Origin of the sequence: Thalassospira xianhensis MCCC 1A02616 (genome assembly GCF_003326475.1) — a bacterium.
In the GTDB taxonomy this organism is placed as follows: domain Bacteria; phylum Pseudomonadota; class Alphaproteobacteria; order Rhodospirillales; family Thalassospiraceae; genus Thalassospira; species Thalassospira xianhensis.
In genome coordinates this window covers 201,013-216,960 of record NZ_JPWA01000003.1, presented here as the reverse complement: position 1 = coordinate 216,960, position 15,948 = coordinate 201,013, and the positions used below count along the sequence as shown (strand labels likewise).

At 55.4% G+C, this 15,948-nt stretch carries 14 protein-coding genes; 3 read left to right on the top strand and 11 right to left on the bottom strand.

Going from position 1 to position 15,948, the window contains the following annotated elements:
• Positions 1-142: 142 nt before the first annotated feature.
• The 3 genes from TH5_RS04725 to TH5_RS04715 are packed head-to-tail and all read left to right on the top strand — an operon-like array spanning position 143 to position 3,131.
• On the top strand, positions 143-1,267 hold the full coding sequence (locus TH5_RS04725; RefSeq protein WP_114120891.1) for an ABC transporter substrate-binding protein: 1,125 nt from the start codon (positions 143-145) through the stop codon (positions 1,265-1,267).
• Between the two features lie 5 nt (positions 1,268-1,272).
• Entirely contained in the window at positions 1,273-2,334 is a 1,062-nt protein-coding gene (locus TH5_RS04720) for a FecCD family ABC transporter permease (protein WP_082832772.1), read from the top strand.
• On the top strand, positions 2,328-3,131 hold the full coding sequence (locus TH5_RS04715) for an ABC transporter ATP-binding protein (RefSeq protein ID WP_114120890.1): 804 nt from the start codon (positions 2,328-2,330) through the stop codon (positions 3,129-3,131). Before TH5_RS04720 ends, TH5_RS04715 begins: the two co-directional genes overlap by 7 nt.
• Before the next feature lie 37 nt (positions 3,132-3,168).
• On the opposite strand, the gene TH5_RS04710 is transcribed toward TH5_RS04715, so the two are convergent.
• From TH5_RS04710 to nusA, 11 genes are all read right to left on the bottom strand, one after another.
• Positions 3,169-4,134: a serine hydrolase domain-containing protein gene (locus TH5_RS04710; RefSeq protein WP_114120889.1), complete on the bottom strand. Its 966-nt coding sequence runs from the start codon at positions 4,132-4,134 to the stop codon at positions 3,169-3,171.
• Between the two features lie 62 nt (positions 4,135-4,196).
• Entirely contained in the window at positions 4,197-4,634 is a 438-nt protein-coding gene (locus TH5_RS04705; protein ID WP_097053354.1) for a rubrerythrin family protein, read from the bottom strand.
• 247 nt (positions 4,635-4,881) lie between these two features.
• Complete coding sequence (gene irrA, locus TH5_RS04700; protein ID WP_097053355.1) at positions 4,882-5,319, bottom strand: iron response transcriptional regulator IrrA; 438 nt, start codon at positions 5,317-5,319, stop codon at positions 4,882-4,884.
• A 213-nt stretch (positions 5,320-5,532) separates the two neighbouring features.
• A complete protein-coding gene (locus tag TH5_RS04695) occupies positions 5,533-6,927 on the bottom strand; it encodes an NAD(P)H-dependent flavin oxidoreductase (RefSeq protein ID WP_097053411.1) in 1,395 nt (464 codons plus the stop codon).
• A gap of 106 nt (positions 6,928-7,033) precedes the next feature.
• Positions 7,034-9,160 (bottom strand): polyribonucleotide nucleotidyltransferase, encoded by a 2,127-nt coding sequence (gene pnp, locus TH5_RS04690; protein WP_097053356.1) that lies wholly within the window; start codon positions 9,158-9,160, stop codon positions 7,034-7,036.
• Between the two features lie 222 nt (positions 9,161-9,382).
• Positions 9,383-9,652, bottom strand: a complete 270-nt coding sequence (gene rpsO, locus TH5_RS04685; protein WP_007088414.1) for a 30S ribosomal protein S15 — start codon at positions 9,650-9,652, stop codon at positions 9,383-9,385.
• Positions 9,653-9,669: 17 nt separating this feature from the next.
• Complete coding sequence (gene truB / locus TH5_RS04680; protein ID WP_062949887.1) at positions 9,670-10,596, bottom strand: tRNA pseudouridine(55) synthase TruB; 927 nt, start codon at positions 10,594-10,596, stop codon at positions 9,670-9,672.
• Positions 10,596-11,015, bottom strand: a complete 420-nt coding sequence (gene rbfA / locus TH5_RS04675) for a 30S ribosome-binding factor RbfA (protein WP_114120888.1) — start codon at positions 11,013-11,015, stop codon at positions 10,596-10,598. Before rbfA ends, truB begins: the two co-directional genes overlap by 1 nt.
• 17 nt (positions 11,016-11,032) lie before the next feature.
• Positions 11,033-13,693: a translation initiation factor IF-2 gene (infB, locus tag TH5_RS04670; RefSeq protein ID WP_114120887.1), complete on the bottom strand. Its 2,661-nt coding sequence runs from the start codon at positions 13,691-13,693 to the stop codon at positions 11,033-11,035.
• Positions 13,694-13,773: 80 nt separating this feature from the next.
• Entirely contained in the window at positions 13,774-14,364 is a 591-nt protein-coding gene (locus TH5_RS04665; protein WP_062949892.1) for an RNA-binding protein, read from the bottom strand.
• A gap of 19 nt (positions 14,365-14,383) precedes the next feature.
• Positions 14,384-15,943: a transcription termination factor NusA gene (gene nusA / locus TH5_RS04660; RefSeq protein ID WP_114120886.1), complete on the bottom strand. Its 1,560-nt coding sequence runs from the start codon at positions 15,941-15,943 to the stop codon at positions 14,384-14,386.
• Positions 15,944-15,948 lie beyond the last annotated feature (5 nt).

Below are 15,948 nucleotides of genomic sequence, written 5' to 3'. Positions count from 1 at the left end.
TCTTGCGGGAACCGCACACCGACAGATATCGGCACAAATACCATCCAATCCATAAAAAAATCAATTAATGCGAAAAGTATTGATTTGCATTCTCATTAAATGATAATGCCGCGGTCAGGCAATCCTAAACAAGGGTACGGGAATGAAATTTTTTGGCGCTATTGCTGCGGTTGCGTTGATGGTCGCGGGGACCGTCCACGCAGCAGAAACCGTCACGATCACCGATGTGGCCGGGCGTGAAGTTTCGGTCAAGGTTCCGGCAGAAAAGCTTATTCTTGGCGAAGGCCGCCTGATTTACGGCCTTGCAACGCTTGATAGCGCAGAACCGTTCAAGCGAGTCGTTGGCTGGCGCGATGACCTGAAAAAGGCCGATCCGCAGACCTATGACATCTATGCCGCCAAATACCCGTCCATTAATGATCTGCCGACCTTCGGCGGAATCAAGGATGGCACATTCGATATCGAACAGGCCATCGCCCTGAAACCCGACGTCATCGTGATGAACCTTGAAGCCAAGGGAGCCACCGAAGACGCGGCCCTTGACGAAAAGCTGGCAGCGGTCGGCATTCCGCTGGTTTATATCGATTTCCGCGAACGCCCGATTGAAAACACCGATACCAGCATGCGCATCCTGGGCACCATCACCGGTGAACAGGACCGTGCCGAGGAATTCATCAAATTCCGCAACGATAAAATCGCCATTGTGACCGATCGCCTTGCTAAGACCAATCCAGCCAAACCTGACGTTTTCATCGAACGCGCAGCCGGTTTTTCCGATGAATGCTGCATGTCGTTTGGCAATGAAAACTTTGGGAAAATGGTTGAGATTGCCGGTGGTACCAACATCGCTGCAACAATCATTCCGGGCACCTTCGGTACGATCAACCCCGAACAGGTTGTTGCATCAAACCCCGATCAGGTCATTGCAACCGGCGCAAGCTGGGAAGCCTATTCACCGGGTGGTGCATGGGTCGGACTCGGCCCGAATGCAGACATGAAAGAAGCTCATCGCAAGCTTGAAAACCTTATGAACCGCCCGGCATTCACCGGCATCAAAGCCGTTGAAAACGGTAAAATTCATGCGGTCTGGCACCAGTTCTATAACAGCCCCTATCAGTTCGTGGTTATCGAACAGATGGCAAAATGGCTGCATCCGGATCTGTTTGCCGATATCGACCCGGAGGCATCGTTCCGCGAACTGCATGAGCGGTTCCTGTCAACGCCGTATCAGCCGGGTTATTTCGTTTCCGTTAGCGATCAGAACTGATTTCCATGATCTCCGATCAAACCACCATTCCGGCAGGGAGCGCGCATTACAAGGCGCGCTCCCTGCGTCGTGTCCTGATCCTTACCGGCATGACGATTGCGCTGTTCCTGTCCTTTGCTGTCGATCTGGCAACCGGACCGGCCAATTATCCGCTGTCTGACGTGATCTTTGCCTTATTAAACCCATCGGATGCCAGCGATCAGTTGCGCGTCGTGATCTGGGAAATCCGCATGCCTGTCGCCCTGATGGCGCTGACCGTCGGTGCCGCCCTTTCGACCGCAGGTGCCCAGATGCAGACCATCCTTGCCAACCCGCTTGCCAGCCCCTTTACGTTAGGCATTTCGGCCGCAGCCGGTTTTGGCGCTGCTCTGGCGCTGGTTCTTGGCGTTGCGATCCTGCCTGCCTTTGTCGAATTCATCATCCCGATCAATGCCTTTGTCATGGCAATGGGAACCGCGCTGATCATTCATTTTTTCAGCCGCATGCGCGGTGTTACGGTTGAAACCATCGTCCTTTTGGGGATTGCGCTGGTCTTTACCTTCAACGCGCTTCTGGCCCTGCTGCAATATCTTGCCAGCGAACAGGCATTGGCCGCAGTTGTGTTCTGGACGATGGGCAGCCTGGTCAAGGCAACCTGGTCCAAGGTTGCCATCACGGCCATTGCCGTTGCCATCGCCCTGCCGCTGTTTACCCGTCAGGCCTGGGCACTGACCGCCCTTCGGTTAGGCGATGCCAAGGCGGAAAGTTTCGGGGTGAATGTCCAGTCGCTGCGGCTCAAAACCATGTTGCTGGTCAGTATGCTGGCGGCAATCCCGGTTTCGTTTGTCGGGACCATCGGTTTCATCGGTCTGGTCGGGCCGCATATCGCCCGTATGCTGGTCGGTGAGGATCAGCGTTTCTTCCTGCCGGCATCGGTACTATGCGGGGCGTTGATCCTGTCGGCAACGTCGGTTCTGTCAAAACTTCTGATCCCCGGCGCGATCCTGCCAATTGGGGTAATTACCGCGCTTGTCGGCGTGCCGTTCTTCTTCTCGCTGATTTTCGCAAGCCGGAGGAAATCATGGTAACAACACTTCGTCTTGAAGACCTTGGCACCCGCTACGGCCGTACCCATGTGGTTTCCGGTGTCAGTACGCCGGTTCTGACAGGTGGCGACGTGATTGCCGTCATCGGGCCGAACGCAGCAGGAAAATCAAGCCTGTTCAAACGCGTTGCCGGTCTTGCCAAGGGTGGCGGCAAAGTGCATGTCGAAACGGCGAATTATAGCCGCAACACGATTTGCTACATGCCACAGGATACCGGCTCGAACGCCGTTCTTTCAGTATATGAGTCGGTTATTCTGGCCGCCAAGCAGGGATCGTCACTACGCGTTCAGGCCGAAGAACTGGCTCGGATTGATGATATTCTGGCCGCCCTTCGAATTTCCGATCTGGCCGCGCGCAATCTGGGCGAGCTTAGCGGCGGTCAGCGGCAGCTTGTTGCCATTGCCCAGACGCTGGTGCGTGAACCCGAAATCCTGCTGATGGACGAGCCGACCTCGGCCCTCGATCTGCATCGCCAGATGGAGGTCCTGTCCTTCATGCGAGATATCGCCAAGCGCCAAAAAATGATTGTCCTGATCGCCATTCACGACCTTAACCATGCCCTGCAATATTGCGATCACGCCATGGCAATCCGCAATGGCCGTATGGTGGCATTTGGCGAATGCGCCAAGGTTATTGACCGTGATCTGCTGCGCGACGTTTATCAGGTTGACGGGCATGTCGAACACAATTCGCTTGGTCATCCCCATATTGTCCTGCGCGGCCCATTGACCCCCGGCACGGTTGCCGAATATCCGGCGGAACGCATCGCCGCCCAATAACTGGCAATAGTCATCCAATCAGGCAGGCTGAATTCGTTCAGCTTGTCTCTGCCGCGACGCGGTCAATGATAACGGCCATCAAACCATGCAACCGATCACGGTAACCAGTACGGGCCGATGGTTTGGTTTCGTCCGATGTCATCGCCACGGTCAATTCAAGTGCGGGAACGATGTAAAGCATCTGCCCGCCATATCCCCAGGCATAGATTACATCCTGTCCGGCAATATCGCGCATGAACCAGCCATACCCGTATTCATCACCGGTAAAACGCGAATTTGTCCGGTGCTGCCAGCTTTGATTAATCCAGTCCTGCGTGATGATCTGTGTCCCGTCCGGAGCACGCCCGCCATTGCGGTAAAGTTCGCCAAAAGCCAGAAGGGATGTGGTGCTCATCGCCATCTGGTTACCGCCAAAATAAATTCCCTGCGGATCGCGATCCCAAGCCGTAATGGCAAAACCATTCAGCGGCCCCAGCCATTCACGCGCCAGTTCCAGTGTGGTTTTTCCGGTTTCACGGGTCAGGATGGCCGATAGCAGGTGGCTTGAACCGGTTGAATACAGCATATCTCCGCCCGGATCGTCAGCAAAAGGACGAGCAAGGGCAGCACGCACCCAGTTTGATTGCGCGACCCACTCGCCGTAATACTGCCCCGATGTCCGCCCCAAACCGGCCTGCATCGACAAAAGATGCCCGATGGTAATGTCAGACAGGCGCGGATCAGGATCGGCTGGCAACTGATCACGCAGCAAGGGTGCGATTTTCTGATCAGTGCCGGTTAAAACACCCCGTTCAATCGCGATGCCAACCAATGCCGAGATAATCGATTTTGATGCGGATTTAATATTGGCCGACTGATCGGGGGAACTGCCGTGATAGCCCTGCCGTGCGATTACCTCACCACGGTGGGCAACCATAACCGCCTGCAAGGGCTCCAAACGCCCGGCATCGGTCAAAATATCGTCAAGCGCAACAGATTGTGCCATGGCGGCAATGGGTGCCATTACCGTCACAAACAGCAGAACCGCGCTATATCTGTAAAAGCATCGTCGAATTGTCTTCAACCTCATTCCACCGGTTCGGAAACAGTGCCAAAGGATGCGAGTGCGCGTTCCATCCGGGAAGCATGGGCATCTTCAACCCGTGACAGGCTCTCGAACCAATCGGCAATATCGTTAAAGCCCTCTTCGCGGGCGATGCGGGCCATTTCGGGATAACGCGATTTGGCATCGTTCTGTTCGTCGGCAAATGCAGCTTCAAGATTAAGCCGGGTCGTACCAATAGGCTGCCCGGTCGCAGGGTCCCCGACCTGTTCGAGAAATTCGAGATGACCGAATGCGTGGCCGGTTTCGGCCTCGGCCGTTGCACGGAACATCTCGGCGATTTCAGGATAGCCTTCGATATCGGCCTGTTGCGCAAAATAGAGATAACGGCGATTGACCTGGGCCTCAGCGGCAAATGCCGCACGAAGAAGTTCCTCGGTCCGTGTTCCCTTGAGCACCATTACGGGCTTCCTTTTTTGTCATTGAAGTCTGGATCTTGCAGTTTTGCTGTCACGCATATCGGCAAAAAAAGAGCGACAGTTCCAGACGGAACCGTCGCCTCTGTATTTGTCTTGAAAACCTTGCCCGTCAAGCACTGAAGGGACGTTTCGCGCCATTTCGGGCGGTTTTCATCGACCCGTCATTTCGTTGTCACCGCACCGCTACAATTGGGACACATCACTGCCTGATACGTCAATCAGACGACAATCAGGCAGCACTGCGTGCCGACTGGCGACGCAAACGAAACACCAGATCAACCGATGCCAGTTCAGTACCGCGCGGCATATTGGGGACGCGTGCAAGCTGAACCGCTTCGGCGGGTATGTCGCTTAGCATGCCGTCTTCTTCGCAATAGAAATGGTAATGTGGGGCCGTGTTCGTATCGAAATAGGACCGACCGGAATCGATCACGATTTCATTTAGAAGCGCCGCTTCGGTAAACTGGTGCAGCGTATTGTAAACGGTCGCCAGTGATACCTTGACATTCTGACTCATGGCTTCGGAATGAAGCTGTTCGGCGGTGATGTGCCGATGACCATTGTCAAACAGCAGTCGGGCCAATGCCAGACGCTGACGGGTCGGGCGCAAACCGGCTTCTTTCAGACGGTTCAAAGCATGGGTGTAAGGACGCGGGTTCGTCGTCATGAAATTGTCCCTTCATACGCTTTTCAGGACCGGTCAATTCCCGGTTCCCGATCAAATCCAAGCGTATATTAGGGAACCAAGACGCGCCTTTCTTTGATTTTGATCAACTCCAATCATCCCAATTTTCAATGCCGTTTCATCGGCAAAACATTAAAAAAGGGGCCAAAACGGCCCCTTTTTCTGATTTCGATCCATGCAGGACCAACATTTGGCTTAATCGCCTGTGGCGATCCGGTCGACCAGTTCTTTGACGGTCGGTACAAAGCCATTGGTGTAGAACGGGTCTTCACCAAATTTATAGGCATTGTGACCGGCAAACATCAGTTCGTTTTCAACCATCGCGCCATGCGCAATGTTCTGAAGCGTTTTCTGAATGCAGAAAGAACGTGGATCGGCACGTTTTCCGGTGGTGCCGCTATGCTGTTCCCAGTTCGAGAACTGGCACTGCGACAGGCAACCCATGCAATCAATCTGGTCTTTCTTGATCGTCAGCGCACTGTCAGGCGTGACAAACACCATGGTTTCATCGGGTGTCGGCATGCCTTCGGTATAACCGGCATCAAGCCATGCACGAACCTTGTCGGCATCGTCTTCGCGGACATAGATCGGACGACCGCGACGGCCCAGCGGAATACCAACATGAAGATCAGCTTCTGCGGTACGCGAATAACGGACCTGACGATCGGAACGCTGATGCAGATCTTCAAGGAAGTCGTTGCGAACAGCCGAGCTGTAAAAACCGGTCGGGCTGAATTTATGCAGCGAGACGTCGCCGTCCTGCAGCGTCAGCAAACGGTTTTTCCATTCTTCGGAAATCTCGCTTTCCTTGGTCAGAAGCGGACGGGTCCCGAACTGGAAGGCCACCGGGGCGACTTCCGGATTGTCGAGCCAATCTTCAAAGTCACGCAGGAACCAGACGCCACCGGCCATAATGATCGGAACATCGTTCAGACCGACTGAATTCATGTATTCGCGAAGGGCTGCAACACGGGGGAACGGATCTTCGGGCACCAGCGGATCTTCGGAATTCGAAAGACCGTTGTGACCGCCAGCGCGCCACGGATCCTCATAGACCACACCGCCCAGCCATTCCGGAGTATTCTTGTACGACCGCAGCCACAATGCGCGGAAAGCACGCGCCGATGACACGATCGGGTAATAATGAACCCCGTACTGGGCTGCGATCTGCGACACCTTGTAAGGCATGCCCGCACCACAGGTCACCCCGTGGACAAGACCCTTGGTACCCTCAAGCACACCGCGCAGAATTTCTTCCGCACCGCCCATTTCCCACAGAACGTTCATATGCAGGCGACCTTCACCGCCGCGCACTTCATGTGCGATCTGTGCCTGGGCGATACCGCCGCGGATACCATAGGCGATCAGTTCCTGATGGCGTTCACCACGGGTTTTTCCGGCATATTCGACCGGAACCAAATTGCCATTTTCGTCATAAGAATCGGCATTGACGGCGGAAAACGTCCCGATGCCACCAGCAGCTGCCCACGCGCCGGAACTTTTACCCGTCGAAACAGCGATACCTTTGCCACCTTCAATCAGCGGCAAGACCTCTTTTCCCGACATGACGAGCGGTTTAAGGGCTTTCAAATTCGTCTCTCCCATTCGGCTTTTCATCGCCAGCGATGCCCCGGCATCGCATTTGGAAAACCGGACGGCGTGTTGTTGTTATCGCCGTCCGGTCTATCAGATCGGATTATTCAGCGTCGCCGGCTTCGAGATCGGCACCGGTTTCCTGGTCAACGCGTTTCATCGACAACTTGATCTTGCCGCGATCATCAAAGCCAATGACCTTGACCTTGACCGCATCGCCTTCCTTGACGATATCCGAAACCTGTTTGACGCGTTCCTGCGCCAGTTCGGAGATATGGACCAGACCGTCGCGGGCGCCAAAGAAATTGACGAATGCGCCAAAGTCGACAGCCTTAACAACCTTACCATCATAGATATGGTTCAATTCAGGTTCTGCAACGATTGATTTGATCCAATCGACAGCCTGCTTGCCTTTTGCACCGTCGGTATGTGCAACAGTGATCGAGCCATCGTCTTCGATATCGACCTTTGCACCGGTTTCTTCGCAGATTTCACGAATGACCTTGCCGCCCGAACCGATAACGTCACGGATTTTGTCACGCGGGATCGAGAACTGGGTGATGGTAGGTGCATTGCCCGAAACTTCCCCGCGGGCTTCCGGAAGCGCTTTGGACATTTCGCCAAGGATGTGCAGACGGCCGTCACGGGCCTGACCCAGTGCGATCTGCATGATATCCGGGGTCACCGAGGTGATCTTGATATCCATCTGGAGCGAGGTGATACCGTTTTCGGTACCGGCAACCTTGAAGTCCATATCGCCAAGGTGATCTTCATCACCCATGATGTCGGACAGAACGGCGAAATCATCGCCTTCCTTGATTAGACCCATGGCAATACCAGCAACCGGACGTGCCAGCGGAACACCGGCATCCATCATCGCAAGCGAAGTTGCGCAAACAGTCGCCATCGAGGACGAACCGTTTGATTCGGTGACTTCAGAAACGATGCGGATGGTGTAAGGGAACGCATCCTTGCCCGGCATCAGCGGGTGCAGGGCGCGCCAAGCCAGTTTACCATGACCGATTTCACGACGGCCCGGCGAACCCATACGACCAGCTTCACCGACCGAGTAGGGCGGGAAGTTATAGTGCAGCATGAAGTTTTCACGATATTCCCCGTCCAGCGCATCGACGATCTGCTCGTCTTGACCGGTACCAAGGGTGGCAACGGCAAGTGCCTGGGTTTCACCACGGGTAAAGATCGCAGAACCGTGTGCGCGCGGAAGAACCGAAACTTCGCCAAGGATCGGGCGAACGTCGGCACCGGTACGGCCATCGATACGTTTGCCGGTTTTCAGAATCGCACCGCGAACGATGTCTTTTTCCAGATCCTTGATGATCGAAGAAACTTTGCCTTTCAGGGCATCAGCAATTTCTTCTTCAGCCAGTTTCTCGGCAATGGCAGCCTTGGCGTCGGAAACAGCAGCCGAACGTTCCTGCTTGACGACATGGCTGTATGCCTTGGTCAGGCCATCGGTGCCAAGGGCAGCAACTTTTTCGACCAGCGCATCATAGCCTTCCGGCAGTTCTGCGATATCGCGCGGCTCTTTCGCGGCATCTTCGGCCAACGAAATGATCAGATCGAGAACCGACTGGAACTGTTCGTGACCGAATTTAACAGCGCCAAGCATGATTTCTTCCGAAAGCTCGCTGGCTTCGGACTCAACCATCATCACACCGTCACGGGTACCGGCAACAACCAGATCAAGGTCGCTTTCCTTAATCGACTCGGTCGCCGGGTTCAGGATGTATTCGCCGTCTTTGTAACCGACGCGTGCGGCACCGATCGGGCCGAGGAACGGCAGACCGGAAATGGTCAGCGCAGCAGAAGCACCGATCATGGCGACCACGTCCGGATCGTTTTCCATGTCATGCGACAGAACGGTACAAACGATCTGGGTTTCGTTGCGATACAATGGGTGGAACAGCGGACGGATCGGACGGTCGATCAGACGAGAAACCAGGGTTTCCTTTTCCGAAGGACGGCCTTCACGCTTGAAGAAACCACCCGGGATTTTACCGGCAGCGAATGCCTTTTCCTGGTAGTTCACGGTCAGCGGGAAAAAGTCGATATCCGGGCGCGGTGATTTCGCGCCAACAGCGGTACAAAGCACAACGGTCTCGCCATAGGTGACCATGACAGCACCATCGGCCTGGCGCGCGACCTTGCCGGTTTCGAGAACCAGCTTGGCATTGCCCCACTGCATTTCCTTGCGGACGACATTAAACATTATTTTCTCTTCCTCTTACAAACCTTCAGCGGACCCGGATAGTCATACACGAGTTCCGAACACATTAATTATGAGGCTTTCATAAAAGCTGCATAATTAATGGGTCCGGACCAAGCAAAGAGGTCGGCCCATCCGACCCTGCTTCCTCGTGTTTCCCGATCCGCTCGGGACATTAAAAAAACGACGGCGGAGGGGATCAACCACCTCCGCCGCAGTTCGATATCAGCGGCGAATACCGAGGCGTTCGATAACGGTCTCGTAACGCGACTGGTCTTTGCGCTGCAGGTACTTCAGCAGACGACGGCGCTGGCCAACCATCATGAGAAGACCACGACGGCTGTGGAAATCGTGGTTATGTTCTTTCATGTGTTCGGTCAGGTTCTTGATCCGCTCGGTCAGGATTGCAACCTGGACTTCGGGGGAACCGGTGTCACCGTCTTTCTGAGCGTATTCTTTGATCAGCTCAGCTTTGCGTTCAGCAGTAATCGACATCAGGCATCCTTTCGCCTTTAGAGATTAAAAACACGTACAGGCCGGATTTCGCCGCCACTTATCTCCGCCAACGCAACCGCGCGGTCATGGAGCATGGCGCAGACGATATCGTCCTGCACGACGGGGTTTTCGAGGGCACTGCGTTTTGCCACCGGCAACAACCCGACAGGTTGTCCACTCGATAGCCGCTGCGCCTCGACTTCGGTCAGGGCCAGCGCCGGGATGTCGTCCAGCGCGGTCTCGACCGGAAGCAATTTCTCCAACACCGCATCCGGATCCATTTCGAGCAACTCCGCAAGCGGAATGGAACTCGTTTCAGGAAACGGCCCCGCCGATGTCCGGCGAAGGGCGGATATATGGCCGACAGAACCAAGGCGCAGCGCGATATCGCGCGCCAAAGACCGCATATATGCCCCTTTGCCCGAAACAACTTCGAGAACGGCATGATCGCGATCCGGCATATCGACCAGTCGAAGATCCTTGATCAGAATCGGACGCGGTTTAAGCACCACGTCTTCATCGCGACGCGCAAGATCATAGGCACGCTTGCCATTGACCTTGATCGCCGAAAACTTTGGCGGCACCTGCTGGATTTCGCCAATAAACTCGCCCAGCACGGCCTTTATTTCGTCTGCATCCGGACGATGATCCGAGGTGGCCGTAACTTCGCCTTCGGCATCGTCGGTGCTGCGTGCTTCGCCGAATTTCAGCGTCACACGATAACTTTTGCTACCATCCATGACATAGGCAACCGTTTTTGTCGCCTCGCCAAATGCAATAGGCAGGACACCACTCGCCAATGGATCGAGTGTCCCGCCGTGACCGGCCTTTGCCGCATCAAGCAGACGACGCACCTGATTGACCACCGTCGAAGACGTGATTTCCAGGGGTTTGTCGACTGCCAGCCAGCCATTGATGCTTCTACCGCGACGCCGACGCGCCATCAGTCGTCCTCATTCTCATGGTCGTCCGACCGGTCCGCCGCTAGATCCTGTGCAACATGCGGGTCACGCAGGAGGGCACCGATATGGTCGGCGACATCGAAACTTTTGTCTTCAACAAAACGCAATGCCGGTACGTATTTCATATGAACCGTACGCGCCACATGAGTACGCAAATGGCCCTTCTGACGCGTTAGCGCCTTAAGCGAGGTTTCCGCCTCGCCCCCGCCAAGCGGCGTAAAGGATACCATGGCATTGCGCATATCCGGGCTCAGACTGACGCTGGTAATGGTTACCGGGCGCCGGGTCAGGTCCGGGTCGTAAATATCTCCGCGCTCAAGTGCCTGCGACAGGGCCTGGCGGATTTCCTCCGCCACGCGCAACTGTCGCTGACTTGGTGCTTTGGCCGGTTGCTTCGCCATATCGTCAATCCACCGTCTTAAAGTTCGACGGCGATTTCCTCCTGCTCGAAGCACTCGATCATATCGCCGACCTGCAGGTCATTATATTTGGCGAATGACATGCCACATTCATAGCCCTCGCGGACTTCTTTTACTTCATCCTTGAAGCGACGCAGTGTCGACAGCTCGCCCGAATGGATCACGACGTTGTCGCGAAGCAGGCGAACACCCGCACCACGCTTGACGGTACCCTCGGTAACCATACAACCGGCAATCTTGTTGCCCGAGATAGTGAAGATGTCGCGGATTTCCGCGTAACCCAGGAACTTCTCGCGGACTTCCGGCGACAGCATGCCCGACAGCATCTTTTTGATATCGTCTGCGACATCATAGATGATCGAGTAATAGCGAATGTCGACATTGTCGCGACGGGACTGTTCACGGGCCTGCTGATTGGCACGAACGTTAAAGCCAATGATCAGCGCATTCGACGCACGCGCCAGCGTAACGTCAGACTCGTTGATCCCGCCAACACCGCTATGCAGGACGCGGACACTGACTTCCTCGTTACCCAGCTTCTGCAAGGTACCGATAAGCGCTTCGACAGAACCCTGCACGTCGCCTTTGATAAGGATCGGCAGTTCCTTGACCTCGCCCGAGCTCGAGAACATGTTCTCGAGTGCCGATTTCTTCATCGCGGCAGCCTGCGTTTCGCGGATGCGACGCTGACGATAATCGGAAATCTCGCGCGCTTTGGCTTCGTTTTCGACAACGACGAAGTCATCACCGGCAGACGGCACACCGTTCAGACCGGTTACTTCGACCGGCATGCCCGGAATGGCTTCTTCGATGCGAACGCCATGATCATTGACCAGCGCACGAACGCGGCCCCACTCGGCACCCGTAACAAAGATATCACCGTTTTTAAGCGTACCGCGCTGAACCAGAACCGTGGCAACCGGGCCGCGGCCTTTTTCCATGCGGGCTTCAACGACAACACCGTCAGCAACACGTGCCGGGTTGGCTTTAAGGTCAAGAACCTCGGCCTGCAGCAGAATGGCCTCTTCAAGTTCGGTCAGGCCAAGACCCTGTTTTGCCGAAACTTCAATACACTGAACTTCACCGCCCATTTCCTCGACGACGACTTCGTGCTGAAGCAGTTCGGTTTTAACCTTGGTCGGGTTTGCACCCTGCTTGTCGATCTTGTTGATCGCAATGATCATCGGCACGCCAGCCGCTTTTGCATGGCTGATGGCTTCGATCGTCTGCGGCATGACGGAGTCGTCAGCAGCAACAACCAGAACGACGATGTCGGTAACCTTGGCACCGCGCGAACGCATTTCGGTAAAGGCGGCGTGGCCCGGTGTATCGATGAAGGTGATCTTCGAACCGGTTTCCATCGTCACCTGATAGGCACCGATATGCTGGGTGATGCCGCCGGCTTCACCACTGACAACATCGGTTTTGCGCAGGGCATCCAGCAACGAGGTTTTACCATGGTCAACGTGACCCATGACGGTCACAACCGGCGGACGACCGATCAGCTGATCTTCGTTGTCGTCTGCAGTGACCAGCGCTTCTTCAACGTCGGCATCCGAAACGCGCTTCATCTTGTGGCCGAATTCCTCGACAACCAGCTGCGCGGTATCGGGATCAAGGCTCTGGTTGATGGTTGCCATAACGCCAAGGCCCATCAGGCACTTGATGACGTCGGCAGCACGCTCGGCCATACGGTTGGCGAGTTCCTGAACGGTGATAACGTCCGGAACGATAACATCACGCACGATTTTCTCTTTCGGCTTCTGCTGACCCTGCATACGGGCCTTGGCTTTCGCCTGCTGACGTTTGATCGAGGCCATCGAACGACGACGACCGCCTTCGTCACCGGTCATCGCATTGTTGATCGAAAGCTTGCCACGACGACGACCTTCGTCACCCTTGGTGCGCGCGGCACGACCAAGAGCTTCCTCTTCGGCGCGTTTGCGTGCGGCTGCACTACGGGCTTCTTCCTCGTCCAGTTCCTTGCGGCTTTTCGGCTTGACGGTGGAAGGATCGGCACGACGGCGTTCTTCCGGAACCAGCGGTTCTGCCGGTTCACCAGGAATGATTTCTTCCTGTTTTTTCGCAACAGCAGCAGGCTTCGGCTTGGATTTGCCTTTGGTGGTCGATGCTTCAAGGGCCTTTTCGACTTCTTCAACAGAAACCGGGGCTTCCTTTTCGAGCACAGGAGCTTCTGCCGCAGCAGCTTTTGCTGCCTCGGCTTCTTCCTGTTTGCGACGTTCGGCTTCTTCTGCCTTGCGTTTGCTTTCCTCGGCAGCACGTACAGCTGCGTCGGCTTCTTCCTGCTTGCGGCGCTCTTCGGCTGCTTTCAGGGCGGCCATACGGGCTGCGCGCTCGCTATCGGTCAGGTTGCTATGGTCTTCAACCGGCTCCGGTTTGGCAACCGGTTCAGGTTTGGTAGCCGGTGCCGGTGCAGCAGGTTGCTGCTGCTGTTCAGCAACCGCATCCTTTTTCACTTCACGGAAGCGACCGGATTCGTTCTTTTCGAAAGTCCGCTTCTTGCGCACTTCGACAGTCACAGATTTGGACCGTCCATGCGAGAAGCTTTGACGTACCTGCCCAGCCTCGACCGTCTTGCTCAGTTCAAGTTTCGATCTGTTGAGGCTCAGCGGTTTCTTCTCCTGATCGCGATCACTCATAATCCGTCCAACTTCCTCATTTCCTGCGGGACCGGCATCCTTTGCCTGTCCTGTCCTGTCCGTTCTGCGCAAGCCTGCCTTCAGACCGCGCGAAATCCTTCTAGCCGCCCGAGCGAGCGACTTAACTGTTTTGCCAGTCCACCCGGCGCAACAGCCACATGTACTGCTTTCTCGCGACCAAAGGCCGCGCCAATCTCGGCAGCATCCAGAACGGTATAAATCGGCAGATCCCGGGCTTTCGCCTCGATCTTGGATTTTCCGTCCGCAGCACCATCTCGGGCTGCCAATATCATTGCCGCGCCTTCGTCAATCTGGGCCCGGACTTTTTCGTAGCCAGCAACCGCCTGACCGGCTCTGCGCGCAAGCGACAGCAGATCAAGGCTTTTCTGAAGCAAAAGCTTCTCGATCCGGTCTGCCAGCGCAGGGTCAATCACGACTTTTTGCCGCGCCGCCTTGGCAAAGGCATTTTTTGCACAGGCGGTATTTATCACATCCCGCGACGGGCACAACCATAATCCCCGTCCGGGCAACCGTTCCTCAAGATCGGGAACAACCGTGTCATCCGGTCCGATCACAACCCTGAGAAGGTCTTCCTTGGGCCGGACTTCGCCGGTGACGATACACCGGCGTTCCGGAACCTCGGCTACCTTGCCGCCTTTACGATGCGACATGGTGTCCTCCGATCAGCCCTCAGGCTTCTTCGCCTTCTTCGGCATCCTCGGAAACTTCTTCTTCAAGCCCTTCGAACCAGCCAAGCTGACGACGTGCATCCATGATCAGGTCGTTGGCCTGGTCCATGGTCATATTGTCCGCATCACCGACATATTCGATCAGTTCGTCACTTGCGAGATCGGCGAAGTCCTCAAGGGTTTTGACGTCATTCTCGCCCAGGCGAACAACAACGGCCAGTGAAAGCCCGCCAAATTCAACGAGGTCATCGGCAACCTTAAGCTCTTCACGACGCTTCTGAAGACGTTCGGCTTCTTCGGCAAGGAAGGTACGTGCGCGGGTGCGCAGCTCTTCGGCGATTTCTTCTTCGAAACCTTCGATCTCTGCCAGTTCGGCCAGCGGCACGTAACCAACTTCCTCGATCGAGGTAAAGCCTTCGGCGACCAAGAGATGGGCAATGACTTCATCAACATCAAGTGCCTTGATGAACATCTCCGCCCGTTTACGGGCTTCTTCCTGGCGACGTTCGCTTTCGTCTTCCTCGGTCAGGATATCGATATCCCATCCGGTCAGCTGGGACGCCAAACGCACATTCTGACCACGACGGCCAATGGCAAGGCTCAGCTGATCGTCGGGAACGACAACCTCGATACGATTGGTTTCTTCATCAAGAACAACCTTGGTGACCTCGGCCGGAGCCAATGCGTTCACAACAAAGGTTGCCGGATCTTCCGACCACTGGATGATGTCGATTTTCTCGCCCTGAAGTTCGCCAACAACGGCCTGAACGCGCGAACCACGCATACCGACACATGCCCCGACCGGATCGATCGAGTTATCCGATGACTGAACCGAAATCTTGGCGCGCGAACCCGGATCACGGGCAACCGATTTGATTTCGATAATGCCGTCGTAGATTTCCGGAACTTCCTGGGCAAACAGTTTTGCCATGAAAGTAGGATGGGTACGCGACAGGAAGATTTGCGGACCACGCTGTTCACGGCGCACATCGAGGATCAGCGCACGAACGCGATCCCCCTGACGGACGGTTTCACGCGGGATCAGTTCTTCGCGGCGAAGAATGGCTTCTGCACGGCCCATGTCGACCAGAACGTTACCGAATTCAACACGTTTGACGACGCCGTTGATCACTTCACCGGCACGGTCTTTATATTCTTCAAACTGACGTTCGCGTTCCGCGTCACGGACTTTCTGCACGATGACCTGTTTTGCAGTCTGCGCAGCAATACGTCCGAAATCGATCGGCGGCAGCGGATCAATCAGGAATTCGCCAAGCTGGATATTTTCGTTGCGAATACGCGCCTGTTCCAACGACATCTGGGTGAAGTCGTTTTCGATATCGTCCGTGACCTCGATGAAACGGGCCAGTTTGATTTCACCGGTTTTACGGTCGATATGGGCACGGATGTCATGCTCATGGCCATATCTGGAACGGCCGGCCTTCTGGATGGCCTGCTCCATTGCACCAAGAACTTCATCACGATCAATGCCCTTTTCACGGGCAACGGCATCTGCGACCTGCAAAAGTTCTGGCCGCGGCATTCCCGAAGTTGCTTCCATATCCA

Coding starts and splice junctions, on each gene's coding strand:
- TH5_RS04725 (WP_114120891.1), top strand. CDS start 143: ATGAAATTTTTTGGCGCTATTGCTGCGGTTGCGTTGATGGTCGCGGGG.
- TH5_RS04720 (WP_082832772.1), top strand. CDS start 1,273: ATGATCTCCGATCAAACCACCATTCCGGCAGGGAGCGCGCATTACAAG.
- TH5_RS04715 (WP_114120890.1), top strand. CDS start 2,328: ATGGTAACAACACTTCGTCTTGAAGACCTTGGCACCCGCTACGGCCGT.
- TH5_RS04710 (WP_114120889.1), bottom strand. CDS start 4,134: ATGGCACCCATTGCCGCCATGGCACAATCTGTTGCGCTTGACGATATT.
- TH5_RS04705 (WP_097053354.1), bottom strand. CDS start 4,634: ATGGTGCTCAAGGGAACACGGACCGAGGAACTTCTTCGTGCGGCATTT.
- irrA (WP_097053355.1), bottom strand. CDS start 5,319: ATGACGACGAACCCGCGTCCTTACACCCATGCTTTGAACCGTCTGAAA.
- pnp (WP_097053356.1), bottom strand. CDS start 9,160: ATGTTTAATGTCGTCCGCAAGGAAATGCAGTGGGGCAATGCCAAGCTG.
- rpsO (WP_007088414.1), bottom strand. CDS start 9,652: ATGTCGATTACTGCTGAACGCAAAGCTGAGCTGATCAAAGAATACGCT.
- truB (WP_062949887.1), bottom strand. CDS start 10,596: ATGGCGCGTCGGCGTCGCGGTAGAAGCATCAATGGCTGGCTGGCAGTC.
- rbfA (WP_114120888.1), bottom strand. CDS start 11,015: ATGGCGAAGCAACCGGCCAAAGCACCAAGTCAGCGACAGTTGCGCGTG.
- infB (WP_114120887.1), bottom strand. CDS start 13,693: ATGAGTGATCGCGATCAGGAGAAGAAACCGCTGAGCCTCAACAGATCG.
- TH5_RS04665 (WP_062949892.1), bottom strand. CDS start 14,364: ATGTCGCATCGTAAAGGCGGCAAGGTAGCCGAGGTTCCGGAACGCCGG.
- nusA (WP_114120886.1), bottom strand. CDS start 15,943: ATGGAAGCAACTTCGGGAATGCCGCGGCCAGAACTTTTGCAGGTCGCA.